This window comes from Actinomadura luteofluorescens (assembly GCF_013409365.1).
GTDB lineage: Bacteria > Actinomycetota > Actinomycetes > Streptosporangiales > Streptosporangiaceae > Spirillospora > Spirillospora luteofluorescens.
In genome coordinates, this window is the sequence record NZ_JACCBA010000001.1 from 3,779,452 (window position 1) to 3,804,248 (window position 24,797).

General features: G+C 72.6%; 23 protein-coding genes. 5 read left to right on the forward strand and 18 right to left on the reverse strand.

The window, feature by feature from the left end; translation table 11 throughout:
* Window positions 1–3: 3 nt before the first annotated feature.
* Together BJY14_RS17375 and BJY14_RS17380 are read right to left on the reverse strand one after the other, a co-directional pair.
* Window positions 4–1,941 carry a hypothetical protein gene (locus BJY14_RS17375; RefSeq protein WP_218905440.1) on the reverse strand — a complete coding sequence of 646 codons (1,938 nt, stop codon included), beginning with the start codon at window positions 1,939–1,941 and terminating at the stop codon, window positions 4–6.
* Complete coding sequence (locus BJY14_RS17380; RefSeq protein ID WP_179844571.1) at window positions 1,938–2,885, reverse strand: leucine-rich repeat domain-containing protein; 948 nt, start codon at window positions 2,883–2,885, stop codon at window positions 1,938–1,940. Before BJY14_RS17380 ends, BJY14_RS17375 begins: the two co-directional genes overlap by 4 nt.
* Window positions 2,886–3,005: 120 nt before the next feature.
* Here BJY14_RS17380 and BJY14_RS17385 point away from each other — a divergent pair, with 120 nt between their 5' ends.
* On the forward strand, window positions 3,006–4,295 hold the full coding sequence (locus BJY14_RS17385; protein ID WP_246395955.1) for an SDR family NAD(P)-dependent oxidoreductase: 1,290 nt from the start codon (window positions 3,006–3,008) through the stop codon (window positions 4,293–4,295).
* A gap of 4 nt (window positions 4,296–4,299) precedes the next feature.
* On the opposite strand, the gene BJY14_RS17390 is transcribed toward BJY14_RS17385, so the two are convergent.
* The 3 genes from BJY14_RS17390 to BJY14_RS17400 are packed head-to-tail and all read right to left on the reverse strand — an operon-like array spanning window position 4,300 to window position 7,954.
* Window positions 4,300–5,916, reverse strand: a complete 1,617-nt coding sequence (locus tag BJY14_RS17390) for a hypothetical protein (RefSeq protein WP_179844573.1) — start codon at window positions 5,914–5,916, stop codon at window positions 4,300–4,302.
* Between the two features lie 23 nt (window positions 5,917–5,939).
* Window positions 5,940–7,304, reverse strand: a complete 1,365-nt coding sequence (locus tag BJY14_RS17395; RefSeq protein WP_179844574.1) for a DUF2201 family putative metallopeptidase — start codon at window positions 7,302–7,304, stop codon at window positions 5,940–5,942.
* 41 nt (window positions 7,305–7,345) lie between these two features.
* Window positions 7,346–7,954 carry a TetR/AcrR family transcriptional regulator gene (locus BJY14_RS17400; RefSeq protein ID WP_179844575.1) on the reverse strand — a complete coding sequence of 203 codons (609 nt, stop codon included), beginning with the start codon at window positions 7,952–7,954 and terminating at the stop codon, window positions 7,346–7,348.
* A gap of 60 nt (window positions 7,955–8,014) precedes the next feature.
* On the opposite strand from BJY14_RS17400, the gene BJY14_RS17405 reads away from it, so the two are divergent.
* Window positions 8,015–8,608 carry a maleylpyruvate isomerase family mycothiol-dependent enzyme gene (locus tag BJY14_RS17405; RefSeq protein WP_218905441.1) on the forward strand — a complete coding sequence of 198 codons (594 nt, stop codon included), beginning with the start codon at window positions 8,015–8,017 and terminating at the stop codon, window positions 8,606–8,608.
* A 10-nt stretch (window positions 8,609–8,618) separates the two neighbouring features.
* Here BJY14_RS17405 and BJY14_RS17410 read toward each other — a convergent pair whose 3' ends face one another.
* The gene (locus tag BJY14_RS17410) at window positions 8,619–9,161 is read right to left on the reverse strand and encodes a TetR/AcrR family transcriptional regulator (protein WP_246395956.1); all 543 of its coding nucleotides are present in this window, start codon (window positions 9,159–9,161) and stop codon (window positions 8,619–8,621) included.
* A 116-nt stretch (window positions 9,162–9,277) separates the two neighbouring features.
* Between BJY14_RS17410 and BJY14_RS17415 the strand changes: the two genes are divergently transcribed.
* A complete protein-coding gene (locus BJY14_RS17415; RefSeq protein WP_179844577.1) occupies window positions 9,278–9,862 on the forward strand; it encodes a DUF2867 domain-containing protein in 585 nt (194 codons plus the stop codon).
* Between the two features lie 95 nt (window positions 9,863–9,957).
* On the opposite strand, the gene BJY14_RS17420 is transcribed toward BJY14_RS17415, so the two are convergent.
* From BJY14_RS17420 to BJY14_RS17445, 6 genes are all read right to left on the reverse strand, one after another.
* A complete protein-coding gene (locus BJY14_RS17420; protein ID WP_179844578.1) occupies window positions 9,958–11,568 on the reverse strand; it encodes a monocarboxylic acid transporter in 1,611 nt (536 codons plus the stop codon).
* Window positions 11,565–11,924: a DUF485 domain-containing protein gene (locus tag BJY14_RS17425; protein ID WP_179844579.1), complete on the reverse strand. Its 360-nt coding sequence runs from the start codon at window positions 11,922–11,924 to the stop codon at window positions 11,565–11,567. The genes BJY14_RS17420 and BJY14_RS17425 overlap by 4 nt, the downstream gene beginning before the upstream one ends.
* A 151-nt stretch (window positions 11,925–12,075) precedes the next feature.
* A complete protein-coding gene (locus BJY14_RS17430) occupies window positions 12,076–13,806 on the reverse strand; it encodes a sodium/solute symporter (RefSeq protein ID WP_179844580.1) in 1,731 nt (576 codons plus the stop codon).
* A complete protein-coding gene (locus tag BJY14_RS17435; RefSeq protein WP_258942462.1) occupies window positions 13,803–14,111 on the reverse strand; it encodes a DUF485 domain-containing protein in 309 nt (102 codons plus the stop codon). Before BJY14_RS17435 ends, BJY14_RS17430 begins: the two co-directional genes overlap by 4 nt.
* A gap of 86 nt (window positions 14,112–14,197) precedes the next feature.
* A complete protein-coding gene (locus BJY14_RS17440) occupies window positions 14,198–14,959 on the reverse strand; it encodes a LytR/AlgR family response regulator transcription factor (protein WP_179844581.1) in 762 nt (253 codons plus the stop codon).
* Between the two features lie 54 nt (window positions 14,960–15,013).
* Window positions 15,014–16,204 carry a sensor histidine kinase gene (locus BJY14_RS17445; RefSeq protein ID WP_179844582.1) on the reverse strand — a complete coding sequence of 397 codons (1,191 nt, stop codon included), beginning with the start codon at window positions 16,202–16,204 and terminating at the stop codon, window positions 15,014–15,016.
* Window positions 16,205–16,437: 233 nt separating this feature from the next.
* Here BJY14_RS17445 and BJY14_RS17450 point away from each other — a divergent pair, with 233 nt between their 5' ends.
* Complete coding sequence (locus tag BJY14_RS17450) at window positions 16,438–16,629, forward strand: hypothetical protein (RefSeq protein ID WP_179844583.1); 192 nt, start codon at window positions 16,438–16,440, stop codon at window positions 16,627–16,629.
* Between the two features lie 104 nt (window positions 16,630–16,733).
* Here the strand turns inward: BJY14_RS17450 and BJY14_RS17455 are convergent, their stop codons facing one another.
* Window positions 16,734–17,987, reverse strand: a complete 1,254-nt coding sequence (locus BJY14_RS17455; RefSeq protein ID WP_179844584.1) for a TrbL/VirB6 family protein — start codon at window positions 17,985–17,987, stop codon at window positions 16,734–16,736.
* 170 nt (window positions 17,988–18,157) lie between these two features.
* On the opposite strand from BJY14_RS17455, the gene BJY14_RS17460 reads away from it, so the two are divergent.
* The gene (locus BJY14_RS17460; RefSeq protein ID WP_246396820.1) at window positions 18,158–18,769 is read left to right on the forward strand and encodes a 2'-5' RNA ligase family protein; all 612 of its coding nucleotides are present in this window, start codon (window positions 18,158–18,160) and stop codon (window positions 18,767–18,769) included.
* Window positions 18,770–18,805: 36 nt separating this feature from the next.
* Here the strand turns inward: BJY14_RS17460 and BJY14_RS17465 are convergent, their stop codons facing one another.
* The 5 genes from BJY14_RS17465 to BJY14_RS17485 are packed head-to-tail and all read right to left on the reverse strand — an operon-like array spanning window position 18,806 to window position 24,431.
* Window positions 18,806–19,888, reverse strand: coding sequence for an acyl-CoA dehydrogenase family protein (locus BJY14_RS17465; protein WP_179844586.1), 1,083 nt, complete (start codon window positions 19,886–19,888; stop codon window positions 18,806–18,808).
* Window positions 19,879–20,817: a VOC family protein gene (locus tag BJY14_RS17470; RefSeq protein WP_179844587.1), complete on the reverse strand. Its 939-nt coding sequence runs from the start codon at window positions 20,815–20,817 to the stop codon at window positions 19,879–19,881. Before BJY14_RS17470 ends, BJY14_RS17465 begins: the two co-directional genes overlap by 10 nt.
* Before the next feature lie 8 nt (window positions 20,818–20,825).
* Window positions 20,826–21,584, reverse strand: coding sequence for an enoyl-CoA hydratase/isomerase family protein (locus tag BJY14_RS17475; protein WP_179844588.1), 759 nt, complete (start codon window positions 21,582–21,584; stop codon window positions 20,826–20,828).
* Between the two features lie 25 nt (window positions 21,585–21,609).
* Complete coding sequence (locus tag BJY14_RS17480) at window positions 21,610–22,842, reverse strand: acyl-CoA dehydrogenase family protein (protein ID WP_179844589.1); 1,233 nt, start codon at window positions 22,840–22,842, stop codon at window positions 21,610–21,612.
* Entirely contained in the window at window positions 22,839–24,431 is a 1,593-nt protein-coding gene (locus BJY14_RS17485) for an AMP-binding protein (protein ID WP_179844590.1), read from the reverse strand. Before BJY14_RS17485 ends, BJY14_RS17480 begins: the two co-directional genes overlap by 4 nt.
* Window positions 24,432–24,797: the final 366 nt, after the last annotated feature.

Genomic DNA, 24,797 nt, shown 5'->3' on the forward strand with positions numbered 1-24,797 from the left:
AGGCTACTCGCCGGCTTCCTCGACCTCGCCGTCCTCGTCATCCTCTTCGGCGCATCCGCAGCCGCACTCCTCGCAGTCGTCGGTGCACAGGCACTCGTCCTCGTCGCAACCGCAGTCACAGTCGCACTCGCACATGCACTCGTAGCCGGTCTCGTCCATGTCGAACGGACGGATCATCGGCACCGTGACGGTGGACTGCTCGTGCTTCGCCATCCAGGTGTTGCGGAAGAAGTCGAACTTGAGGTGGTAGGTGTCGGCGGTCTCGGCGAACAGGATCGGCGGAACGAGGAAGTGCGCCACGCCGACCTTGGCCGCGGGGGTGATGAAGTCCTCCGCGTCCGGGAACCGGGGGCCGCCCTGGCAGGCGGCGAAGTTCACCGGCGCCGGCGCCTCCTTGCCGAGGACGTGGATGCGGTTGCCCTCGACGAGGAACATCTCCGGATCGAGGTGGACGTCCTCGCCGAGCATCAGGACGGGCGCGGGCAGGATGTCGGCCTTCGCGGAGTCCTGGGCGCGCGTGTAGTGCTCGATGATCTTGGCGTTGCGCGAGGTCTCGAAGTTCGGGCCGACCACGCTCCCGCTGCAGATCATGCAGGCGCAGTCGGGCAGGCCGTCGCTGGAGGGCGCCTCCGGCGCCGGGAACAGCAGGGACTTGTCGAACGGCGCGACCGCCGGTTCGCCGCGCCTGTCTCCGAGGAAGGCCGGGATCCAGTCCGTGCCGTCGGCCTCGATCACCTCGGAGTCGCACAGGGTGCGGAAGGCCTCGTCGCCGAGCTTGCAGTTGAAGTAGTCGAGCAGCGTGAGGGCGGCGCACTCGGCGAGCGTCGTCTCGTCGCTCTTCGCGAACCAGAAGTCGTAGCCGTTCGCGACGAAGTGCACGCCGCGGAACTGCTTGTGGACGAAGGGCTCGCGGCCGGCGCCGGTCGCCAGGCCGTTCCAGTGCGCGGCGGCGACCCGGTTGTAGTAGGCGTCGGCATGGCGGGCGAGTTCCGGCGCGAAGACGCTCTCGCCGGTCAGGTAGCAGGCCTTGCTGAACAGCGCGCCGATCTCGGGATCGTGCGCGACGTCCGGATCGGTGAAGACGAGTTCGGTGCGCAGGAAGACCTTGCGGCCGTCGCGGTAGGGCGCGCCCTCGTGCTCGTACCGCTGGTCGAAGATCACACAGGTGAGGGGCTCGATCGTCTCGAACGCGGCGCCGCCTTCGAGGGCGAGGGCGGGATCGGCCGAGCCGCCGGTGAGGTACAGCAGGACCGTGTAGCGGGAGACGTGGCGGCGCGAGGCGTCGTAGTAGGGGGTGTCCAGGTGGCGGTGGAAGTCGGCGTCGCCCGGCTCGAAACGGTTGCAGCGGAACACCGGGTTCACGTGCGAGAAGCCGTCGAGGGCCGGCTGCGGCATCGCCTCGGCCACCGCGCTGGTGAGGGCCTCGGCCAGCAGCGCCGAGTGGAAGATGAACCGGTCGCCGCCCCGCGAGCCCGCGTTGAGCGGCGGCACGTACAGGTCCAGCGAGTCGAGCTGCTCCAAGCAGGCCCGGGCCGGGTCGGGGAGCCGCAGCGAGAACGCCTGGACGCCCTCGGCGACCTCGTCGCGACCGGCCAGCTCGAGCTCCAGCGGGACGCCTGCGAACCGGTGGTCGAGCGGGAGGATGTTCTCGAACGTGCGGAACGAGAACTCGCGGGGATCGACGAAGACGGCGGCGAGGTACGGCGCGTTCTCGCTCGGCCGCGCGAACAGATCTCGTACACCGGCGTCGATGCGTTCGGCGTCGACGAAGCGCACCGCCTTGAACCTCGCCGTCGGGTGCCAGCTCGCCGCCAGCCCGTCGATCGTCGTCGCGGCCTCGGTGTCGGTGGCGTCGACCAGGGCGCGGTAGCGGTCGACCTCTTCCGCGGGGGCCCGGCCGTTCGAGAGGGCGAAGAAGCCGTCGCGGAGCTCGATGCTCACACGTTCCTCCAGTAGCTGCGCAGTGCGGGCGGGAGGTGCGGTGCGTCGGCGAGCATCTTCGCGCCGGCCTCTCCGACGTCGTCGCGGTACAGCAGCAACCGCTCCAGCGAGCCGGCGAAGGGCGCGGCGAGCAGGGCCTCCACCCCCTCCGCGCCGATCGCGTTGTAGCGCAGGTCGAGCTCGACCAGTCCGGTGAGGAGATGCAGCGCGCTCACGCCTTCGGCGGAGAGCAGGTTCCGCTGGAGGTGCAGGCGGCGGACACCGGCGAAGCCCTCTGACGCCGCGAGGGCTGCCAGGCCGGCGTCTCCGACGCGGCAGTACCGCAGGTCGAGGACCTCGGTTCGCCCCCTCCCCGCCGGGGCGCCGGGGCCGCCCGCGCCGGACGCCACGAAGCGGAAGTACGTCGAGACGGCGAGGGCCTCGGCACCGGGTGCGCCGATGCGCAGGTACGAGAGATCGAGTTCGACGATCCGGCCGAGGTCGAGCGTCGCGAAGGCGCCGGTGTCGATGGACGGGGACGGCACCGGCCACGGGGGTTCGGACGGGTCCTCGTCCCAGAGGAGGTCGCTCCGCTCCTGGGCGTCGGAGGGCGCGATCCGCAGCGCGGTCACGAAGGGGGCCTGCACGACCTGCTCGATCGACGCGGGCGCGTTGCCGGACCATTCGACGGCGACCTTCGTGGCGAACCCGTACCGGCGCTCCAGGACGGTCGCTCCTTCCGGCAGCCCCGCGTCCCAGCTCCGCCGGTGCTCGTCCTCGAGCGCGGCGATCTCGCGGTCCAGGGCCTCGCGATCGGCCGGACGGGTGCGGTCGCGGCGCTGCCGGAGCTCGATGAGAGTCCCCCGGGCGTCGCCCCGCTCCCGCAGCCGGTCGCCGTAGGCGCGCCAGGAGGCGAGGTCGCCGGGGTCGTCCCGGAGCGCCTGTTCAAGATCGGCAGCCTTCATTGGACGGACGCTAACAGCAGGCGGCGACAGACTTCTCACGGTTCGGGCACGACCGTGCCGTTTTGTGATCTTGATGGGCGAGGTCGCGGGGCGGGAGATCGCGGGTCTTAAATGGTGCGCATGCGCGACGACGATGTGCGGACCTGCCTGCGCGTCCTGGCGGAGCTGGCGGACGCGCCGGACGGCGACCCCGACGTGGCGCGGGTGCGGGCGGCGGCGGGCGCGTTCGTGCGGCGGGCCCGGGAGCGCGAGCGGGCCGCGGCCCGGCTGCGGCGCGCGGCGGCCGACGCGCGGATGCTGGCCGCGACCGCCACCGGCGCGGCGGCACGCGTGGAGGGCGCGCCCGCCGAGCCGCCGCGCGAGGCCGTCCCGTCCGGGACGGTGACGGGCGGGCTGCGCGCCTGCTACGTCTGCAAGGCGCACTTCCGGGAGGCGGACGCGTTCTACCACCGCCTCTGCCCGCCGTGCGCGCGGGAGCACCGGCGGCACCGGCACGCGCGGGCCGACCTGGCGGGACGCCGCGCGATCGTCACGGGCGGGCGGGTCAAGGCCGGGTTCGAGCTGGTGCTCAAGCTGCTGCGGGACGGCGCCGCCGTGACCGCCCTGACCCGGTTCCCCGCCGACGCGCGCCGCCGCTTCGCCGAGGTCGCCGACCGCGCCGACTGGCACGACCGCCTCACGGTCGCCGGCATGGACCTGCGGGACCTCCCGTCCCTCGTGCGGTGGTGCGACGCGCTCGTCGAGGCGGGCGAGCCGCTCGACATCCTGGTGAACCTGGCGGCGCAGACGCTGCGCCACCCGCCGGAGTCGTACGCGGAGCTGCTGGCGGGCGAGGATCGCGCGGCGCTCCCCGCGCCCGCCGCGCCGCCCGTGCCCCTGCCGGCCGGGGCGCTCGACGTCGCCGGCCTGCTCCCCGACCCGTCCCCGGTCAACTCCTGGACCCGGCTGGTGCACGAGGTCGACCCGGTCGAGCTGCTGGAGGTCCAGCTCATCAACGTGACGGCGCCGTTCGTCCTGCTGGGACGGCTGCGTCCCCTTCTGGAGCTCTCGCGGCATCCGCGGCGGTACGTGGTGAACGTCTCGGCCGTCGAGGGGCAGTTCGACCGCGTGTACAAGGGCGCCGAGCATCCGCACACGAACATGGCGAAGGCGGCGCTGAACATGCTGACGCGCACGACCGCGTCCGAGCTGGCCGGGCACGGCGTGCACGTCACCAGCGTCGATCCGGGCTGGTTCACCGACCAGCAGCCGGAGCCCGCGCGGGCGCGCCGGACCGCCGCCGGGTTCCGCCCGCCGCTCGACGTCGTGGACGCCGCCGCCCGGATCTACCACCCGATCGTGCTGGGCGAGCGCGACGGCGACCCGCCGAGCGGCTGCCTGCTGAAGGACTACCAAGTCGTCAACTGGTGACCGCTCAGCTGGAGACGGCTCCGGCGGTCGCCAGCAGCTCGGGCAGCGTGCCGACGAACCCGTCCTCCAGAAGCTTGAGCGCCACCATCCACGCTTCGGGCCGCCCGCCGAGATGCCGGTCGACGTGCTCGGCGAGGCGGCGCAGCACCCGCGGGTCGGGCCTGCCCTCGACCTCGTCGAGGGCGGGATTGACATCCAGTGCCACCAGGACGGCGTTGACGTTCGCCGCCGCGAGCACGGCATCGGCGGTGACCTCCCCGTCCCCCGTGAACAGCCGTCCCGCTTCTATGCCGTAAGCGAGCACCGGGTCCCAGTGGTGCCACACGCCGGGTTCGCGGAGACGGTGCTTGCGGCCGTGGCCGGTCTCGTCGACGAACCGCGGTGTCAGGGCGACGTCCCCGTCGAGCCCGAGCCGCGCCCTGACCTGCGCCGTGCCGCGCAGGCCCGGGATCCACAGCGTCTCGGCGACCGCGCGCAGCGCGGGCTCCGGAACGGTCTCGGTGACGAACCCGGCGGTCAGCGTCCCGGCGGCGAAGCCGTTCCCGACGACCTTGACGATCACGTCCGGGCCCGCCCCCGCCGCGGCGAGGTCGGCGAGCACCTCGGGCGCGGGGTCGGGCAGGAGGACGGCCAGGTCCGGATGGTCGGCGACGACGATCCGGGCCAGGTCGAGCGGAGCGTCGGTGCGCCTCGCCACGAACCGGGCCGCGCGCAGGGGGAACGGCCCCTCCGCCGCCCTGCGCCGCGGCTCGTCCGCCAGCACCGCGTCCCAGCCCACGCGCGGGACGCAGGGGTGGCGGCGGTTCACAACCGTCCGGACGAGCGGCCTCCCGCGCCACGGCTCGCAGCCGTCCACGTCGGCGATCTCGGCGACCGAGCGGAGGAACTCGGGCCGGCGCACGCGCTCCGACAGCTCCCGCAGCCGCCGCTCCCCCTCCGCGCTCGCCAGCGCCGCCTGCGCGTACGCCAGCACGCTCGGCTCGGACTCCTCCGGTCCCCACCGGAAGGCGGGCAGGCGCCCTTCCTCGACGAGCTGCCGGATCTCGGTCCGCCGGTCCGCGTCCAGCAGCGTCAGGCAGGCCAGGGCGGCGCCGTGCGGATCGGCGCCCGCGCCGAGGTAGAGCAGCGCGTCCCCGGCCAGCTCCGGGTCGGCCGCGTAGAGCAGCGCGTGGTCGAGGGGCTCCTGCCCCCGCGTGGACAGCAGGGTCCGCCGCACCTCGGCGGGCAGCGGCAGCGGCGTCACGCCGTCCCGCCGGGACGTCTGGTGGGCGAGCTGGCGCCGCAGGTTCCGCGGGATGCGCCCGAGCGCGGCCTCGGCCGTCAGCAGGGTCGCGTTGACCTCGGGGTCGTCCAGGTCGAGCAGCCGCCCCAGCAGCTGCGGCGGGTCGCCCGCGAGCAAGGCGTGCTGGACGAGCAGGTCCAGGTCACTGGGCCGGCCGCGGCGCAGCAGGGCTTCGAGGACGACCCGGTTCGGCCGCCCGAAGCTGTGCACCGCCTGCTCGACGCGGCTCTTCGGGAGATGGCCGAGCAGCGCGTCCATCTCGCCGGGCGTCGCGAACCGGAGCAGGCCGGCCGTGCAGCGGGCGATGTCGAAGGCTCGGGTCCTGGAAGGGGAGGCCATGAGCCGCCACCGTAGCCCAAAGCTCACCATTCCGACCGGACCCGGTGGCAGGCCATCCCCCGCCGCTCCGGCCACTCGTCGCCCCCGGAGGTGATCAGCCAGATCCACCGGCCCGGGTCCGCCGGGACGATCGGGTCGGCGTACCCGTCGGTCACCACGATGACGGCGTCCGCGGGCTCGTCCCGTCCCTCCACGTGGCGCCGGACGGCGTCGAAGTCGGTCCCGCCGCCGCCGCGGAGCGGCTCCCCGGGCCGGAACGGCTTCACGGAGCCGTCGAACGCGACCCACTCGGCCTCGGCCCCGTCGATCCGGCCGACCAGCTCGCCGAGCCACTCCACGAGGCCGTCCGGCATCGACCCCGACGTGTCCAGCGCGATGACCAGCGTCTTCACCCGCTGCGGCCCGCGGCGCGCCAGCATCGGCTCGTGCCCGAGCGCCGCCAGCACCGCCCCGCGCTTCTTCGGGTAGACGAGCCGCTCCCCCTCCTCCAGTTTCGAGGCGAGGACGTCCACGAGCCACCGCTGCCACCACTCCACCCGCCGCGTGGCCGACGTGGCGCCCCGCAGGGCGTGCGCCCCGAGGTCACCCCAGATCTTGTCGACGCCCTCCGTGGCCCCCTCGGTGCGCCGCAGCAGGTCGAGCAGCTCGTCGCGCGCCACCCGGTCGCCCCGCCGCGCCGCGATGAGCACGCTCCGCAGCACGTCGTCCCCGACCCGCCCGGCGGTCTCCTGGTCGAGCACATCGACGATCACGTGGACGCAGGCGGCCCGTCCGGTGCCCGGCGGGTTCCGCATCCGCCGGAGCTCCCGGTAGACGCTCATGTCGGTCTCGGCCCACTCCTCGAACGGAAGCGGCTCGACGCCCTGCTCCCGCAGGTCCTCCGCGTAGGACCCGTACACGCCGCGAGGCGAGATCCCCACGGGCGAGCCGCCGATCTCGGGCAGGTCCGCTCCGAGCCGCACCATCGCGACATGGTTGATCGTGACCTCGCACGCCAGCGTGAACACCGGGTCGCTGCGCAGGTCGGCGTCGGCGAAGAGGTGCCGCTGGACGAGGTGCCGGGCCTCGTGGAACAGGACGAACCGCACCCCTTCGCCGCCGATCCCCACGAAGAACTCGGGGTTGTAGAGGAGCAGGCAGGACCCGTCGCCGGAGGCGACCACGGCCGCCGTGTCCACCGCCGTGGTCGGCACCTGGTGGTGGCACTTGCTGAACAGCCACGACGCGACGGCGCTGTGCGTCATCCCCAGTTCGAGCAGCGCCCGCTCCTTCAGCGCCCGCGCGGCCGCCACGACCTCCTCGTCGGCGGGCCGCCACCGCTCCAGCGCCCGCCGGTCGGCCAGCTCGATGACCGGCGCCCGCGGCCGCCCGACCTCTCCGTATCCCACCCCCCAACCCTCCCGGCAACCCGCGTCCTCTTTCCACAGATTTAAGAAGATCCGAGCAGCCCGGCCGCGTGGCGCATGGCGTCCCGCGCACGGGCCGCGGCCGAGGGGTCGTCCAGTAGCTGGATCTCCTGGTTGGCCGCCATCGACAGGCCCATCAGCGTCGAGGCGACCTCCGCCGCCGGACGGTGCGGGCCCGGCAGCGCGGTCTGGGCGGCGGCGACCTCCGCCGCCAGCGCCCCGCGGTTGGACGCGACGATCTCCCGCAGCCGGTCGCGCAGCGGCCCCGGCCGCCCGTCGAGCTCGGACGTGGCGGCCGTGATGAAGCAGCCCCCGGGGAACGGGCAGTCGGCCAGGTACTCCACCCACCCGTCGATGAGCCGTCCCAGACGTTCCGGCCCGGGCGGCAGCCCCTCCAGGGGGCCGGTGACCGCGGCGCGGAAGATCTCGCAGGCCTGGTCGAGCGCCGCCATGAGCAGCCGCTCGCGCGACCCGAACGGGCCGACCAGGCCCGCCTTGCTCATGCCGAGCCGCTGGGCCAGCGCGCCGACCGTCAGGCCTTCCAGCCCCAGCAGGGAGGCGTCGAGCACCGCCGCGCGCACGATCCGCTCGCGCGTCCGGGCGGCTTCGGCCGCCGAGTGACGAGGAGACATGCCCGCCAGTTTAGCGAACGGCCGTACGCTATGGTTTTGGCGAACGAACGTTCGCCAAAGATGGGACGCGACATGACCGACCTGCTCGATCTCGACGCCACGGCCCTGGCCCTCATCGGCCACGACGTGGCACTGATCCCCGACGCCGCGCTGGCGGACCCGACCCCCTGCGAGGGATGGACGGTCGCGGACCTGCTCCACCACATGAACGAGCGCCACGAGGCCATCGCACGGACCGCGCTGCCGCCCCTCGAACCGGCCGGCGACCCGCGCGACGGCTTCGCCCTGACCGCCGCCCGCTGCCTCGCCGTCCTCGAACGGGCGGGCGAGACCGTCACCATGCCCCGGCTGGGCCCGCTGTCCACCGCGTGGGTGCTCGGCATCCACGCGGTCGACATGCTGGTCCACCGCTGGGACCTGGCCCGCGCCCTGCGCACCACGCCCGCCACCCCGTCCCGGATCACCGAGGCCGCCCTGCCCCTCGCCCGGGCCAACACCGCTCCCGGCAGCCCCCTCAACGGCCCGGACGGCGCCTACCGCCCACCCCTCGCCGAAGACCCGTCCCGCCCCGCGATCGACAACATCGCCGCCCTCCTGGGCCGCGACCCGCACTGGTCTCCGCAGGAGGTGACACCCCGCGAGGAGGCCCTGTGAACCGAGAGGCTCAGTCGGTGCCGAGCAGGAGGCTGCCGGCGCGTTCGATGACCTCGCTCCGGGTGCGGGCGCCGTGGTCGGCGGCGAGGAAGTGGCTGCCGACCAGGAGGCAGAAGGCGAGCATGCTGCGAGCCTCGACCTCGTCGGGGTCGGAGCAGAAGGTGCCGAACAGCTCGCGCAGGTAGTCCATGCGCTGGTTGTCCACGCGGCGGACGCGCTCGGCGACGGCCGGGTCGCGGCGGGCCCAGTCGCGCATGGCCAGGTCGATGTGCAGGTGGTCGCCCGCCCGGGTGAGCATGCCCGCCCGCCGGATCTTCGCGCGGGCGTCACCGCCCTCGCGTTCCACCCGGTCGCGCATGTCGTCGACGGACTGCCGTTCCCAGTGGTCGAGCATGGCGTCCAGCAGCGCCTTGCGGTCGGGGAAGTGGCCGTAGAAGCCGCCCTTGGTCACGCCGAGCGCCTGGGCGAGCACCTCGACCCGGACCGCGTCGGGCCCGCCGGCGGCGAGGGCCTTCAGGCCCTGCTCGATCCAGCTGCTGCGTGGCGTGCGCATGACGGCGGGCATGGTCCATTATCGCCTCCCCCTCCAGAGGCGATTCATACGGTGCCGTATATTTGAACGCGAGGCGGACGCGCGGCGCGTCCCGCCCACCGAGGAGGTGCTTGGCGATGAAGCTCCCCGCGAGCGCGCACACCGGCCGTCCCTGGCGGATCCACGAGATCGCGTCCGGCTTCCGGCTCGAGGACGTGTGGGCCCTGCCCGTCTCCGGCGGGCCGGACGACCTTCCGAAGCTGCTGGAGCAGATGACCTCAAGCGAGAACCATCTGCCTGGCGTCGCCGGGGTGCTCTTCGCCATCCGCTGGCGGCTCGGGCGGCTGCTCGGCTGGGACAAGGAGGACTCCGGGCTCGACGGGCGGGTGCGGTCGCTGCGCGAGCGGCTGCCGGACGATCTGCGCGGCCGCCCGGCGGGCCCCGCCCCCCGTTCGCTGCCGTTCCGGCCGCTCTACCTGACCGAGAACGAGTGGGCGGCCGAGATGGCCAACCGGACGGTGCACGGCGTCATGCACATCGGCTGGGTCCCCGACGGCGCCGGCGGGCACCGCGCTCACATGGCCGTGCTGGTGAAGCCGAACGGCCTGCTCGGCAAGGCCTACATGGCCGCCATCCTGCCGTTCCGGTACACCCTCGTGTACCCGACGCTGATGCGGACCATCGGGCGCGCGTGGAAGGCCCGCGAGGCGAAGCCGGCCTGACGCCGGACACAGAGCGGCCCCGTCCCCGCGGGGGCAGAAGGGGACGGGACCGCGAGCCGCGCGGGCGGGGGCGGCGCCCCTCCGCGCGGCGGCTCTCAGTGCTCGGCCGCCGGCTCGGCGCCCGCGCCCGTGAGGGAGCGGACCTCGATCTCGGCGTACTTGGCGGCGTTGAACTCCTTGCTCAGCAGCGTCCCGATCCAGCCGCACAGGAAGCCGAACGGGATGGAGATGATCCCGGGGTTCTCCAGCGGGAACCAGCTGAAGTCGGAGTCGGTGAACAGGGCCTTCTCCGAGCCCGACACGACCGGCGAGAACGCCACCAGGAAGATGGCCGAGCCGAGACCGCCGTAGATGGCGGAGACGGCGCCGGTGGTGTTGAACCGCTTCCAGAACAGGCTGTACAGGATCGCGGGCAGGTTCCCCGACGCCGCGACCGCGAAGGCGAGTGCGACGAGGAACGCCACGTTGAGGCGCTGCGCGTAGATGCCGAGGACGATCGCCACCGCGCCGATCACGAACGCGGAGATGCGGGCGACGCGCACCTCGTCGCGCTCCGACGCCTTGCCCTTCTTGAACACGTGGGCGTACAGGTCGTGGGAGAACGACGAGGACGAGGCGAGCGTGAGGCCCGCCACGACCGCGAGGATCGTCGCGAACGCGACCGCCGCGATGACCGCGAGCAGGATCGTCCCGCCCGCGTCCCCGAAGACGATCTCGCCGATGCGCTGGGCGAGCTGCGGGGCGGCGGTGTTGCCGGCCGGGTTCGCCTTGGCGATCTCCTTGGACCCGACGAGCGCGGCGGCGCCGAAGCCGAGGACCAGGGTGAGCAGGTAGAACACGCCGATGATCCCGATGCCCCACAGCACCGACTTGCGGGCGTCGCGGGCGGTCGGGACGGTGTAGAAGCGGATCAGGATGTGCGGCAGCCCGGCGGTGCCGAGGACGAGCGCGAGACCGAGGCTGATCAGGTCGAGCTTGCCCTCCAGGCCCTGCTTCTCGGTGGCGTAGCGCAGCCCCGGCTCCAGGAACTCCCCGCCCTTGCCGCTCTGGTCGGCGGCGTCGTTCAGCAGGCTGGACAGGTTGAACCCGAACTTGCCCAGCACCAGCAGCGTGATGAGGGTGGCGCCGGTCATCAGCAGGACGGCCTTGACGATCTGCACCCAGGTGGTGCCCTTCATCCCGCCGAACACCACGTACACGATCATCAGCACGCCGACCAGCGCGATCGTCGCGCCCTTGGCGAAGTCGCTGGTGAAGCCGAACAGCAGCGACACCAGCGCGCCCGCGCCGACCATCTGCGCCAGCAGATAGAAGATCGACACGACGATGGTGGAGACGCCGGCGGCGGTGCGGACCGGGCGCGGGCTCATCCGGAACGCCAGCACGTCCGCCATCGTGAAGCGGCCGGAGTTGCGCAGCAGCTCGGCGACCAGCAGCAGCGCCACGAGCCACGCGACGAGGAACCCGATCGAGTACAGGAACCCGTCGTAGCCGTAGAGGGCGATCAGCCCGGCGATCCCGAGGAACGAGGCGGCGGACATGTAGTCGCCGCCGATCGCGATGCCGTTCTGCGCGCCGGAGAACGACCGCCCGCCGGCGTAGAAGTCGGTGGCGTTGCGGGTGTTGCGGCTCGCCCACACGGTGATCGCCAGGGTGGCCGCCACGAACACCAGGAACAGGATGATCGAGAGGGTCTCGTTGCTCATTTGGCGTCCTCCGCGGCCGGGGCGGCCTCCGCCTCGATGCGGGCGCGGATCTCGTCGGAGACGGGGTCGAGGCGCCGCTCGGCGTGCCGCGCGTACAGGTAGGCGATGAGGAAGGTCGAGACGAACTGCAGCAGCCCGAACACCAGGGCGACGTTGACGGCCCCGAACAGCTCGGTGCCCATGAAGTCCCGCGCCCACCCCGACAGGACGACGTACAGCAGGTACCAGCTGAGGAACGCCGCGGTCATCGGGAACACGAATCGGCGGAATCTGCGCCGGAGTTCCTGGAACTCCGTGGTGCCCTGGAACCGTTCATAGACGGTGCCGGTGGCGCTCTTGTCGACGGACACGCCCACCCCTCCTCGGTTGTGACGCCGGTCACGCGCAACCGTAAAGATCCTGCTGGGAGCGGACGAGGGGTCGGCGGCAGGGCTGCGACAAGCCGCCGTTCACCGTCGTTCAAAGGTCGCCCGCGTCGCCGAGCGGTCGTTCTCGCGCGACGAACGGTCACACCCGCTTGGGCCTCCACGTGCCCCGGTCGACGTCGAGCGACTCCGGCGTGTGCAGGCGCACCATCATCCGCGCGACGCCGCGCGGGATCCGTCCGGGCGTGCACAGCGACACGAGGATCATGACGGTGAACGCGATCGGGACCGTCCAGGCGGCGGGCTGGGCGAGCAGCGCCCCGAGCAGCCCGGACGGCGGTCCGGCGGCGATCGTCACCACGACCGCGGTCCCGGCGAGCGCGCCGCCGAGGACGAGCCCGGCGAGCGCGCCCGGCACGGTGAGCCGCCGCCACCAGACGCCGAGGACGAGCAGCGGGCAGAACGTGGACGCCGCGACGGCGAACGCCAGCCCGACGACGTCCGCGACGGCGAGGGACCGGGCCGCGATCGCCAGGCCCAGCGGGACGGCGAGGGCGAGCAGCGTCCCGACGCGGAACGACCGGACGCCGCCGCGCAGGATGTCCTGAGCCAGCACCCCCGCGACCGACACGGTGATGCCGGACGACGTCGACAGGAACGCCGCCACCGCCCCGCCCGTCACCAGCGCCCCCAGCAGGTCACCGCCAAGCCCTCCGATGAGCCGTCCGGGCAGGGTGAGGACGACGGCGTCGGCCCGTCCGGTCATCAGCAGTTCGGGGGTGTAGAGGCGTCCGAGCACCCCGTACAGGGCGGGCAGCAGGTAGAACGCGCCGAGAAGCGTCAGCACCACGACCGTCGTACGGCGTGCGGTGCGCCCGTCAGGGTTGGTGTAGAAGCGGACGAGGACGTGCGGCAGGCCCATCGTCCCGAGGAACGTGGCGAGGATCAGCGAGTAGGTGGCGTAGAGGGAGTGGTCGCGCCCGTCCAGCGGCAGCGCCCACTCCCGGCCCGTGGTGGCGGGGCGCCCGCTGACGTGCGGGACGTCGGCGCCCGCCGGGAAGGTGACGGACGTGTCCTTGTCGAAATGGTGCGATCCGGGCCCCAGCACGAGGGGGGCGCCGGAGTGGGCGCGCCCGTCGACCCGTCCGTCCACGGTCACCTGGACGGGCGCCGTGACCTCGACGGTGACCGCCATGCCGACCGCGACGGTCGTGCGGTCGCCGAACCGCGGAGGGACGTCCGACGACAGGCCGGGCGCGCCGTCGTACCGCCACGCCATCAGCAGGAACACCAGCGGCACGGCGAGCGCGGTCAGCTTCAGCCAGTACTGGAACGCCTGCACCATCGTGACGCTGCGCATGCCGCCGACCAGCACGTTCGCCGCCACGACGACCGCGATGAGCACGCCGCCCGTCCACACCGGCGCGCCCGTGACCGTGCGCAGCACCAGCCCGGCGCTCTGGAACTGGGGCAGCAGGTACAGCCAGCTGATCAGCACCACGAACACGCTCGCGACGCGGCGCACCGCCATCGACTCCAGGCGCGCCTCCGCGAAGTCCGGGAGCGTGTAGGCGCCGGCGCGGCGCAGCGGCGCCGACACCAGGACGAGCAGCACGAGGTACCCGCCCGTCCAGCCGACGGGCAGCCACAGCATGTCGGCGCCGTAGGCGAGGATCAGCCCGGCGATGCCGAGGAACGAGGCGGCCGACAGGTACTCCCCGCCGATCGCGGACGCGTTGCGCAGCGGCGTCACCGTCCGGGACGCGACGTAGAAGTCGGACGTGGTGCGGGAGATCCGCACCCCGAGCACGCCGACGAGCATGGTCGCCACGACCACCAGCAGCACGCCCGCGAGCCCGTACGCGGCGCTCACGGCCGGTCGGCCCGGTCGACGAGATCGGCGAAGTCGTCCTCATTGCGCTCGGCCTGCCGCACGTACCACCAGCCGCACGCGACGAACCACGGGTACATCAGCCCGCCGAGCAGGACCCACGGCAGCGGAAGCCCGAACACCTCCCGCTCCCGCACCGCCGGGACGAGCGCGAACAGCAGCGGCAGCCCCAGCACCACCACGGCGAGGACCAGGCACAACCGCGCCGCGAGGCGCCACTGGGCGCGCACCAGCGACCGCATGTACGCCTCGCCGAGCCCGGTCTGCTCGTCGATCTCCCGCGTCACCGGGTAGCGGGGCCGCCGGACCGTCCGGGTCCGCGGCCCGGTGACCAGCGTCCGCCCGGGCGCGACGTCCCGCGCGTCCGGCCCGCTCAGGGTGACCGCCTCGCCCGGCGGACGAGCAGGTCGCGCAGCTCGCGCACGTGCCGGCGCGCGACCGGCAGCTCGGCGCCGCCCACGACCACCGTGCAGCGCCCCGAGTCGAGCCGCAGCTCCGTGATCGCCGCCAGCGCGACGAGATGGCTGCGGTGCACCCGGACGAACCCGGCGCCGCTCCACCGCTCGCTCAGCGCGGCGAGCGGGATCCGCACCAGATGGCTGCCGCCCGGCGTGTGGAGCCGCGCGTAGTCGCCCTGCGCCTCGACGTACAGCACCTCCCCGGGCGCGACGAACCGCGTCACCCCGCCCAGCTCGACGGGCATGGCCTCCGGCTCGGCCGGCTCCGGCGCGGCCCCGTCCTCCCCGAAGGCCTCCCCCGCGGCCTCGGTCACCCGCCGGATCGCCACGGCCAGCCGCTCCGGCCGCACCGGCTTGAGGATGTAGTCGGTCGCCTTGATCTCGAAGGCGTCCACGGCGTGCTCCTCGTAGGCCGTCACGTAGACGATCTGCGGGGCGCGGGCGAACTGGGCGAGGACGCGGCCGAGGACGGTGCCGTCCAGGCCGGGCATCCGGATGTCGAGGAAGACGGCGGCGACGGGACGCCCCTCGGCGAGGGCCCGGTCGAGCTTTCGGAGCGCGGCGGCCCCGTCCCGCGCGGTGTCGATCTCGCCGATGCGCGGGTCGGCGCGCAGCAGGTGGACGAGGTCGTCGAGCGCGGGCGCCTCGTCATCGACCGCCAGGACACGCAGGGACACCGCACCGCCCTTCCGCCGCCATTCGCCACATTCCAGTCAACTGACCGCACCGCGTCAAGAGGCGGTGACGCCCGGCCGGTACTTCGGCACCCGCACCGTGGCCTTCGTCCCGGCTCCCGGCCCCGTCTCCACCGCGAGGCCGTACTCGTCCCCGTACACCTGCCGGAGCCGCGCGTCGACGTTGGCGAGCCCGATCCCGGCCGCGTCGTCGGCGGACGGCTCGGGCCGCTCCCCCGACAGCAGGCGGCGGACGTCCTCGGGGTCCATGCCGATCCCGTCGTCCTCCACACTGATCACGCAGTCGGCCCCCGCGTCCTCCGCGATGATCGTGATCGACCCGGGCTCGGACCGGTCCTGGAGCCCGTGCCGGACGGCGTTCTCCACGAGCGGCTGCAAGCAGAGGAACGGGACCGCCACCGGCAGCACCTCGGGCGCGATCCGCAGCGTCACCCGCAGCTCCTCACCGAACCGGGCCCGCTGGAGCAGCAGGTACTGGTCGATCGACCGCAGCTCCTCCGCCAGCGTCGTGAAGTCGCCGTGCCGCCGGAACGAGTACCGCGTGAACCCGGCGAACTCCAGCAGCAGCTCCCGCGCCCGCTCCGGATCGGACCGGACGAACGAGGCGATGGTCGTCAGCGAGTTGTAGACGAAGTGCGGCGAGATCTGCGCCCGCAGCGCCCGCATCTCCGCCTCCATCAGCAGCGTCCGCGAGTGGTCCAGCTCCGCGAGTTCGAGCTGGGCGTCCACCCACTGCGCGACCTCCTCGGCGGCGCGGATCAGCCCGGCGGGAACGTCCTCCCCGTACGCGGCCAGGGTCCCGACCACCCGGTCGTCAGTGGCGAGCGGCACGACCACGACCCGGCGGATCGGGCAGTCCAGCCGGTCGCACTCCACGTCGTGCACCTGCGTCCGCCCGTTTCCGCGCGTGACCTCGGCATGCCTCGGCCCGTCCACCGCATGATGGTCGTGCTCGCCGTCCCAGGCCAGCAGCCGCTCCCCGTCGGTGATGGCGAGCGCCTCGCACCCGAGCAGCGCCCGCAGATGCCGGGCCGCCTTCTGCGCCCCCTGCTCGGTCAACCCCGCCCGAAACGCCGGCGCCGCCCGCGACGCGGTGTGCAGCGTCTCGAAGGTCGCCCGCCGCTCCGGCCCCCCGAGATCCCCCCGCCGCCGATGCCGCCGCCCCCACAGCAACGCCGGCACCCAGGTCACCACCAGCGCCGCGGCCACGGCGACGACCACACTCATCCGGCAAACCTACGCCGAACCGGGCCGTCCTCCACCTTCTCCCTCACTTTGCCTACTTGGAAAATTTTTCATTATCTCAATATCCAGCTTGTGTGACAAGCCCCACATTCGCGACATTTTTCTTACCTGAAGCTGGCCGCCCGGCGTCGCACCGGACAGTCCTCCATGCACGCCTGGTGCCGCGCCTCGAACGCGGACCAGTAGACAAACTGGGGAGTCACAACGTGCTTTTGATGGAGCCGGAGCTCGAGTCGCAGTCCGACCTGCCGCCCGAGACACCGTTCGACAAGCCGCCCGAGTCCTCCAATCTTCCGATATGCATGGGGGACTGCCCTTCGAGCCCGGACGGCAACCACAACCTGGTGGACCACCACACGAAGGGCTTCAAGATCTGCACGTACTGCAGTGGGGTCTACTACGGGTAAACAACTGCTTTCACAGCTCTCCTCTCGATGAATCTCGGGAGCTCCTCTAAGGGGGTCCTGGCCGCCATGCGGCCAGGACCCCTTTTTTGCCATGGCTGCTCAGCTCATGTGCGGGTCTGGAACCAGTGGAGCGTGTCGGGCAGTGCGCGGTGGAGGGTGGCGAAGTGGTCGGTGCCGGCGCCGGTGCCGTAGTCGACCACCTGCGGGCGGGTTCCGTGGGCGCGCAGAGTGCGAACGCAGTTGCGCGTGTTGTCGAAAGTGACCTGCTCGTCGCCGGACGCGCCGTACAACCGGACCGGGACGTCGGGTGCCCAGTCGCAGGTGCCGTCCGCCGCGCGGATCGCCCGCAGGAGCGCGCCGGAAGGATGCTTGAGCCAGTTCAGGTAGCGCGGGGTCAGCAGTTCCTCGGGGCTCGCGGGTAGCTGCGGGAAGATGTCCGACTCATCGTGGCTGCCGTCGAAGAGCCGTTCCGCGGTGGTGTCATAAGGCGCCTGGAAGACCTCCGAGGGCGTCTTGTAGAGATGGTGGAACCGGTTCCAGGCCACCGTGGCGTAGGCGAGGTTGAACGCCGACACCCGCGAGTCCAGCGAGCTCTGGGCGCGCAGTGACGCCGGGAGCTGGGCGCGCCGCAGGTCATACGTCCCGCTGACCGGGGCCAGCGCGCCCAGCCGCAGGTAGGGGTCGGTCCCGCTCTGCAGTTGGCGTCCCAGCGCCATGGCGGCCTGACCGCCCTGCGAGAAGCCGGTCACCAGCACCCCCCGCTCCAGACCTCTGCCCTGCCGGGTGGCGACGGCGCGGGCGGCGCGGAGCATGTCCAGCGACGCGGACGCTTCCGAGGCGGCGTCCAGGTAGGGATGCGCTCCAGGCCCCTCACCGAGTCCGAGGTAGTCGGGGGCGACCCCTGCGTATCCGGCGGCGGCGTAGTAGACCGCCGCGATCCTGCTCTGCCCGTCCGCGGCGACCGAACCGGCGGTACTGCGTCCGGCGTGGGTCCCATGGGTGAAGCTGACGGCCCGCAACGCCCCAGTGGCGCCGCTGGGCAGGACGACGACCCCGCTGGCGACGGTCGGCCGGCCGGTCGCGGAGACGGTGCGGTAGAGGACCTTGAAGCCGCTCACCCCACCGCGCGGCCGCGACGCCAGCCCCTCACCGCCCAGGTAGGCGCGAACCTGCGCCCGCGACATGTGAACCACCGGCGTCACCGACACCACCGTCCCCCGCCCGCCGGCGGCGTCCGACCGTCCGGCGGCGGCCACGGCATGCCCTCCGGACGACGCGGCGCAACCCGCCCCCGACACGACCAGCGCGGTACCGACCAGAACCCGCGAAATGCGGGTGCCCACAAAGCGAATCTTCATGCCCACGACGCTAGAAAGGCCGGAGCCCGCCCACCATCGACCTACACACCCGTCCCCCGGTGAACCTAGACCGCCCCACACGGTGTACTCAGACACACCCGAACTCCGCCCGTCCCACGCGGTGCGTCCGTCATGCTGGCGCTGAGCGTTCTGGAGGGGCTGTGGACTCGATGCCCGAGCGGATGACTGATCACTGGTGGTGGCTGCCGGGGATGCGGCCCGGGCGGCGGATGTTGCTCTGGCACCTCCTGCCCCACGGGCAGGAGGAGGTGTTGGACCTGGTCCGTCGTTACCAGGACAGGCTTGCCGGGGTGGACGGGCTGGACCTCGTTCCTGCCGAGTGGCTGCACATGACCACCCAGATCGTCGGGTTCGAGGACGAGATCCCAAGCGGGCGGGTCGAGGCGCTCGTCGCGGGTGCCGGACGCCGGCTGGCGGCCCTCGCGCCGATCGAGGTGGAGGTCGGGCGGTTGTGGGTGCACAGCGAAGGGGTGGCGCTCGGCATCCGTCCGGAGCGCGGGCTCGATCCGGTGCGGCGGGCGATGCGCCAGGCCGCGGCAGAGACCGTGGGAGTGCACTCGCTCGACGGTGACCCAGGTTGGACGCCGCACGTCTCCGTCGCCTACAGCAATGCCGACGGGCCGGCCGCGCCCATCGTCAAGGCTCTCGATCGGGCTCCCGGGTCGGTACCTCTGCGCGTCGGCGCCGCGCACCTGGTCGCGCAGGTGAGGGACGGACACCTCTACCGGTGGGAACCCCTCGCGGAGGTCGCGTTGGGCTGACGCCCGGCCGGGGTCCGGCCGGGCGTCAGGCCGTGGTCAGGGAAGGTCGAGGGTGTCGGCCAGGGTGTCGAGGTGAAGGTCGGCGTCACCGAAGGCCAGGGACGCCGACAGTGCGTGTTCCGAGAACAGGTGCAGGTCGTGTTCCTGGGTGAAGCCGATGGCGCCGTGCACCTGGTGGCCTAGGGCGCATACGCGTTCGTAGGCCTCGCTCACCCAGGCCTTGGCCATGGAGACCTGTTGGGCGGCTTCCCGGTTCACCGACAGGAGCCAGATCGCCTCGTAGGCGGTGAAGCGGGAGCCCAGGACGTCGATGGCCATGTTCGCGCAGTGGTGCTGGACGGCCTGGAACGAGCCGACCGCGCGGCCGAACTGCTCGCGTTCCGTGGCGTACTGGACGGTCATGTCGAGGACGCGTTGGGCCGCGCCGACCATTTCCGCGCAGGTGGCGGCTGCGCCGAAGAGCGAGATCGCGGCGGCGGCGTCCGGGCCCAGGGCGGCGTCGCCGGGGACCCAGAGGCCGTCCAGTTCGGCGTGGCAGGGACGGTCGTGGCCGACCGTCCCCAACGGCTTCAGGGTGACGTCGGCGGCGTCCACCCAGAAGGCGTGCGGTTCGCCGTCCAGACGCGCCACCAGCAAGATGTGCTCGGCGGACGCGGCGAACGGGACGAAGGTCGCCGTGCCGTCCAGGACGTAGCCGGAGTCGGAGCGTGACGCGACCGGGCCCTCGCCGGGGCGGTCCCAGGGGAGCGGCGCGGCGGTCACGATCTGGCCGTCCGAGATGGCGTTCAGCCAGCGCTCCTTCTGGGCGGACGTCCCGAACCGCGCGACCGGCATGCCGCAGCACGCGACGGAGGCCAGCAGCGGGCTCGGGACCTGCGCGTACCCCAGTTGCTCGAAGAGCAGGCAGACGTCCAGGAAGTCGCCGCCCACGCCGCCGTGCTCTTCGGGGAAGGCCAGGCCCGTCCAGCCGAGCTCGACCATCTCCTTCCAGAGCGGCGCCGAGTAGCCGGCCGGGTCGCCGTCGAGGGCCCGCGCCCCCGCCGTCGCGGCCTTGGACTCCAGGAGTTCGCGGGCCGTGGCGGCGATCAGCTCCTGGTCCTCGGTGAGGCTCAGGTCCATGGCGGCGGCACCTTGTCCGAGCGGACCCACACGCCCGGCCGCTCCTCCCAGAACAGCTGGACGAGGATGCCGCCGGTGTGCTTCGGGTGGACGAACGTGTGCTTCCAGGCGGCGCCGTCGGTGACGCCCTCCTCGTCGTCGAAGGTGGGGACGTCGTGGTGGTCGCAGGCCGCCAGGGCCGCGTCCCAGTCGGCCACCTCGAAGGTGACGTGGTGGGCGCCGGGGCCGCCGCGCTCCAGGAAGCGGTCGATGAACGAGTCCTCCCCCCGCGGCATGATCACTTCCCAGCAGATCGTGGAGCCGGGGATGTTCAGGACGAGGTCGGCCATGTCGGGATGCTCCTCGTCCGCCGTCCGCCAGACCTGCACGAACCCGGCGAGGTCGTGGTACCAGCGGGCGAGGACGTCCCGGTCGTGGAACGCCTGGCAGATGTGGTCGAGCGCCACGACGCCGAGCGACGGGCCGTCCGGCTCGGACGTCCCGGCGGTGGAGGCGGCGGTGTCGCCGCACATGTCCAGGCCGCCCGGCCCGCGCAGCCGCCACAGGACGCCGGGACCGTGCTCGGGCGGGCTCAGCGACGCCTCCAGCCAGCGTCCCCACGCCCAGTCGGTGGGTTTGATGCCGCGCACCTCGAGTTCCGCGCGGACGGCCTCCAGGTCGGGTACCTCGGCGCCGACGTGGTGCAGGCCGGGGCGGCCCTTGTGCTCGTCCAGCCACGTCTGCAACGTCGAGCCGTCGCCGGCGGGCGCGAGCACCTCCCACGCCTGCCCGCGGCTTCCCGGGATCTCCAGCCGGGCGCCGCGCACGCCCTCGGCCGGGTTGTCCCAGCCCCGGACGCGCCGGAACCCGAACAGCCCCTCCAGCAGGGCGACCTGCGTGTCGAGGTCGGGGGTCACCTGCGCGACGTGATCGATGCGGTAGATCTGCACGGGTCCTCCTAGCTCGGGTGGGGCTCGATCCAGTCGTAGCCGTAGGTGACGAGTTCCTTGACGAGCCGCAGGTTGTAGCGGTTCATCGCCGCGATCCGCTCGGCCAGCTCGCCGATCCGCTTGTCGAACTCCTCCGCCGGATACACGTCGTTGACCAGGCCGAGCCGCAGCGCCCGCTCGGCGCCGATGCGGGCGCCGGTGAACAGCAGCTCCTTGGCGCGTGCCTTGCCGATCCGTTCCGGCAGCCGCTTCACGCCGCCCCAGCCGGGGGCCGACCCGCCGAACTCGGGCTGGTCGGGGTCGCCGTCCTCGGTCATCTTCGGGCGGTACGGGGGCCGCGCCGACAGCGTGATCTCGACGAGCCCCATCTTGGCGTTGTCGGAGGCGATGATGAAGTCCGCCGCGAGCGCCAGCTCCAGCCCGCCGCCGACCGCGTAGCCGTGCACCGCGGCGATCACCGGGACCGACAGCCGCTCCATCATCGCGAACGTCTTCTCGCCGAGCCGGCCCTGCTCGATCCGCTCGCGCGGGGTGAGCTTCTCCGACCAGGACAGGTCCATGCCGGCGCAGAACGCGCGCTCGCCCGCGCCGCGCAGCACCACGACGCAGACGTCCTCGTCGTCGTCCACGCGGGTGAAGATGTCGCGCAGCTCCGTCATCGTGGTGGGCGTCAGCGCGTTGAGCTTGTCCGGCCGGTTCAGCGTCAGCCAGGCGACCCGCTCCTCGATCCGCAGGTCGACCGTCTCGTAACCGTTCTCGTCGGGCATGTGCGTGCGCTCCTCCCGTGTGTGGTCAGCCGCGGGGCAGGTTCAGGCCCCGGGTGGCGATGACGTTGCGCTGGATCTCGGTGGTGCCGCCGAGGAAGGTGGACGCGACCGAGTCCCGGCGCATGTGGGTGAACACCGCGTCGAGGGGCGCGCCGCCGCGCTCCCACAGCGCGGCGGACCGCCCGAACGCCAGCGCGCCCGTCCGCGCGAGCCGCTGGTGCAGCTCGGCCCCGAACAGCTGGTTGACGGACGCCTCGAAGCCGGGCTCGTCGCCCGCCGCCTGCTTCGACACGGTGTAGCGGGCCAGGTTGTACAGGACGGCGATCTCGGTCCGCCGGCGGGCGATCTCCTGCCGCAGCGCGGGGCTCCGCCGGGCGTGCCGCGCCCCCTCCGGCGACCTCAGGCAGGTCACCAGATCGGCGAGGGCGTGCTCGTACTTGATGGTGGCGCCGATCCCGGCCCGTTCGAAGCCGAGCGCGGACATCGCCACGTACCAGCCGCGGTTCTCCTCGCCGACGCGGTTCGCCACCGGCACCCGGACGCCCTCGAAGAAGATCTCGCAGAACGGCGCCGCGCCGCGGACGTCGGTGATGGGGCGGATCGTCACGCCGGGCGCGTCCGCCTCGACGAGCAGGAACGTGATGCCGCGGTGGGGGCGCTCCGCGGACGGGTCGGTGCGGACGAGCACGAACAGCCAGTCGGCGTACTGGCCGAGGGACGTCCACACCTTCTGGCCGTCGACGACGTACTCGTCCCCGTCCCGGACGGCGCGGGTGCGCAGCGAGGCCAGGTCGGAGCCGGACTCCGGCTCGGAGAAGCCCTGCGCCCACGTCGCCTCGCCCGCCGCGATCGGCGGGAGGTGGACGGCCTTCTGCTCGTCGGTGCCATGGACCAGCAGGGTCGGGCCGAGCAGGAACGCGCCGATGCCGTTCACGGTCGGCACCCGGGCCCGCATCATCTCCTCGTGCAGGACGAACTCCTCCAGCGCCGACAGCCCCGCGCCGCCGTACTCGCGCGGCCAGTGCGGCGCGATCCAGCCGCGCTCGGCCAGCGCCGCCGCCCACGCCCGCGCGCCGTCCCGGCGCTCGGAGTCGCCGGCGACCCGGTCGACCGGCCAGTTGTAGCCGGACACGTCCTCGGGTTCGAGGCTCTGCTCCTCGTCCCCCGCCGGACGGTACGACGCGGGGAACCGCTCCTCGACGAAGGCGCGGACCTCCTCGCGGAAGGCCGCCTGCTCCGGAGTGTCGTCCCAGTTCACGGGTTGCTCGCCTCCCGGTCCCAGGTGGTCGGGGTGATCCCGCCGTCGCCCTGCGCCCGCAGCCTGTACTTGGCGACCTTGTCCGTCGGGGTGCGCGGCAGCGCGTCGATGAACTCGACGTAGCGCGGCACCATCGAGCGCGGCAGCCGCTCCTCGCAGTAGGCCACCAGTTCCTCCGGGTCGAGCCCGGTGTCCGGTTGGACCACGACCGACACCTTGATGTCCTCGTCCTCCAGTTCCGAGGGCACGCCGATCGCGGCGCACTCCAGCACGGCCGGATGCCGGTTGATCTCGGTCTCCAGGTCGAAGGCCGAGATGTTCTCCCCCCGCCTGCGGATGGCGTCCTTCATCCGGTCGAGGAAGTAGAAATACCCGTCGTCGTCGCGCCACACCCGATCTCCGGTGTGGAACCACATGTTGCGGAAGCAGCGGGTCGTGGCCTCCCAGTTGCCGTAGTACCCCGTCGTGAGGACGAACGGCTGCTTCGGCCGCAGCACCAGCTCGCCCGGCTCCCCCGGCCCGACCTCCCGGTCGCACTCGTCCACGACCGCCACCTGGAACCGCTCCTCGTGCGCCTGGCCGCACGAGCCGAGCCGCCACTCCCCGTACGGGCTGCCGGTCGCGATGCCCGCCTCGGTGCTGGTGTAGGTCTCCACCGACCGGACGCCGAACCGCTCCCGCAGCGGCTCGTCCAGGTTGGACTTGCCCATGTAGAACGTCTCCAGCCGGTGGTCGCGGTCGCGGGACGTCGGCGGGCGGTTCAGCAGGATCGGGATCATCGAGAACACGCTCATGCACACCTGCGCGTCGAAGCGGCGCACGTCGTCCCAGAACCTCGACGCGCTGAACCGCTCGACGATCGCGATGGAGCCGCCGCCGAGCAGGGCCGACAGCATGCCGTCCCAGAGCGCGGCGGCATGGAACAGCGGGAGCGGGCAGTAGACCGTCTTGCCCCAGCGGTCCAGGAAGTCCAGCGAGTCGTAGGCGCAGGTCAGCGCGAGCGCGTGCGGGACCATCGCGCCCTTGGACGGCCCGGTCGTGCCGGACGTGTACATGATCGCCTGCATGTCGCCGAAGCCGACCTTCACGGTCACCGGCCCGGTCCCGTCCGCCGGGAGGGCGGACATCTCCCGCGCGGGCTTGCCGAGCCGGTCGAGCAGCACCCCGGCCCCGGCGGCGTCCCGCACGACGACCCGTTCCAGCGTGGGCAGGCGGTCGGCGATCTCGACGAGCCGCTCGGCGTAGGGGCCGTCGACGATCAGCCAGCGGGAGTCGGAGCTGTCCAGGACGTGGCGCAGCAGCTCGCTCCGGTAGGCGATGTTGATCGGCACGGCGACCGCGCCCAGCCGCGCCAGCGCGAAGATGACGTGGACGAAGTCGGCGCAGTTGGGGAGCATCACGCCGACGTGGTCGCCGCGCGCGACGCCGGCGGCGGAGAACGCGCGGGCCAGCCGGTCGGCGGCGGCGTCCACCTCGCCGTAGCTGATCTCCCCGTCGCGGAATCTGAGGAACGTCTGTCTTCGGTGAACCTGCGCCTGTGACCGGAGGACGTCCCCGAGGACGAAGCTCTCCAGCGTCTCCTTGCGCATCCGGACCTCCGCTGTCGCTGCGTGGGGCGGCTCAGTGGCTGGCGGCTCGATGGCTGGCGGCTCGGTGGCTGAACGGTTCGGTGGGCGGGTCGACGGCGGGCGGGCGGACGGCGGCGCGGAAACGGCCGGCGATGGTCCGCAATCAGACATTGCCTTAAATAGAGGAGCACGAAACGCTAAACACGGCAATACTGACTTAAAAGCCACAAAGACGTTCAAGCAGTTAGCTACCGGGACACCCTGGCATCACTGTGACGCAGGCCACACCGGCCGGGCCCCGGGTTTCGGACACGCGTCCCCTTGAGCGAGGTACCCCCGATACGACGAAACGCCCGGTCGGGCAGAGCCTGACCGGGCGTTCGCGCG

Excerpts from the sequence above, each read along its gene's own strand:
- BJY14_RS17390 (WP_179844573.1), bottom strand. The coding sequence starts at position 5,916 with ATGGCCTCCCCTTCCAGGACCCGAGCCTTCGACATCGCCCGCTGCACG.
- BJY14_RS17380 (WP_179844571.1), bottom strand. The coding sequence starts at position 2,885 with ATGAAGGCTGCCGATCTTGAACAGGCGCTCCGGGACGACCCCGGCGAC.
- BJY14_RS17455 (WP_179844584.1), bottom strand. The coding sequence starts at position 17,987 with ATGAAGATTCGCTTTGTGGGCACCCGCATTTCGCGGGTTCTGGTCGGT.
- BJY14_RS17445 (WP_179844582.1), bottom strand. The coding sequence starts at position 16,204 with ATGAGTGTGGTCGTCGCCGTGGCCGCGGCGCTGGTGGTGACCTGGGTG.
- BJY14_RS17475 (WP_179844588.1), bottom strand. The coding sequence starts at position 21,584 with ATGCCCGACGAGAACGGTTACGAGACGGTCGACCTGCGGATCGAGGAG.
- BJY14_RS17460 (WP_246396820.1), top strand. The coding sequence starts at position 18,158 with ATGCCCGAGCGGATGACTGATCACTGGTGGTGGCTGCCGGGGATGCGG.
- BJY14_RS17400 (WP_179844575.1), bottom strand. The coding sequence starts at position 7,954 with ATGTCTCCTCGTCACTCGGCGGCCGAAGCCGCCCGGACGCGCGAGCGG.
- BJY14_RS17485 (WP_179844590.1), bottom strand. The coding sequence starts at position 24,431 with ATGCGCAAGGAGACGCTGGAGAGCTTCGTCCTCGGGGACGTCCTCCGG.
- BJY14_RS17415 (WP_179844577.1), top strand. The coding sequence starts at position 9,278 with ATGAAGCTCCCCGCGAGCGCGCACACCGGCCGTCCCTGGCGGATCCAC.
- BJY14_RS17420 (WP_179844578.1), bottom strand. The coding sequence starts at position 11,568 with ATGAGCAACGAGACCCTCTCGATCATCCTGTTCCTGGTGTTCGTGGCG.
- BJY14_RS17385 (WP_246395955.1), top strand. The coding sequence starts at position 3,006 with ATGCGCGACGACGATGTGCGGACCTGCCTGCGCGTCCTGGCGGAGCTG.
- BJY14_RS17410 (WP_246395956.1), bottom strand. The coding sequence starts at position 9,161 with ATGCGCACGCCACGCAGCAGCTGGATCGAGCAGGGCCTGAAGGCCCTC.
- BJY14_RS17405 (WP_218905441.1), top strand. The coding sequence starts at position 8,015 with ATGGGACGCGACATGACCGACCTGCTCGATCTCGACGCCACGGCCCTG.
- BJY14_RS17450 (WP_179844583.1), top strand. The coding sequence starts at position 16,438 with ATGGAGCCGGAGCTCGAGTCGCAGTCCGACCTGCCGCCCGAGACACCG.
- BJY14_RS17465 (WP_179844586.1), bottom strand. The coding sequence starts at position 19,888 with ATGGACCTGAGCCTCACCGAGGACCAGGAGCTGATCGCCGCCACGGCC.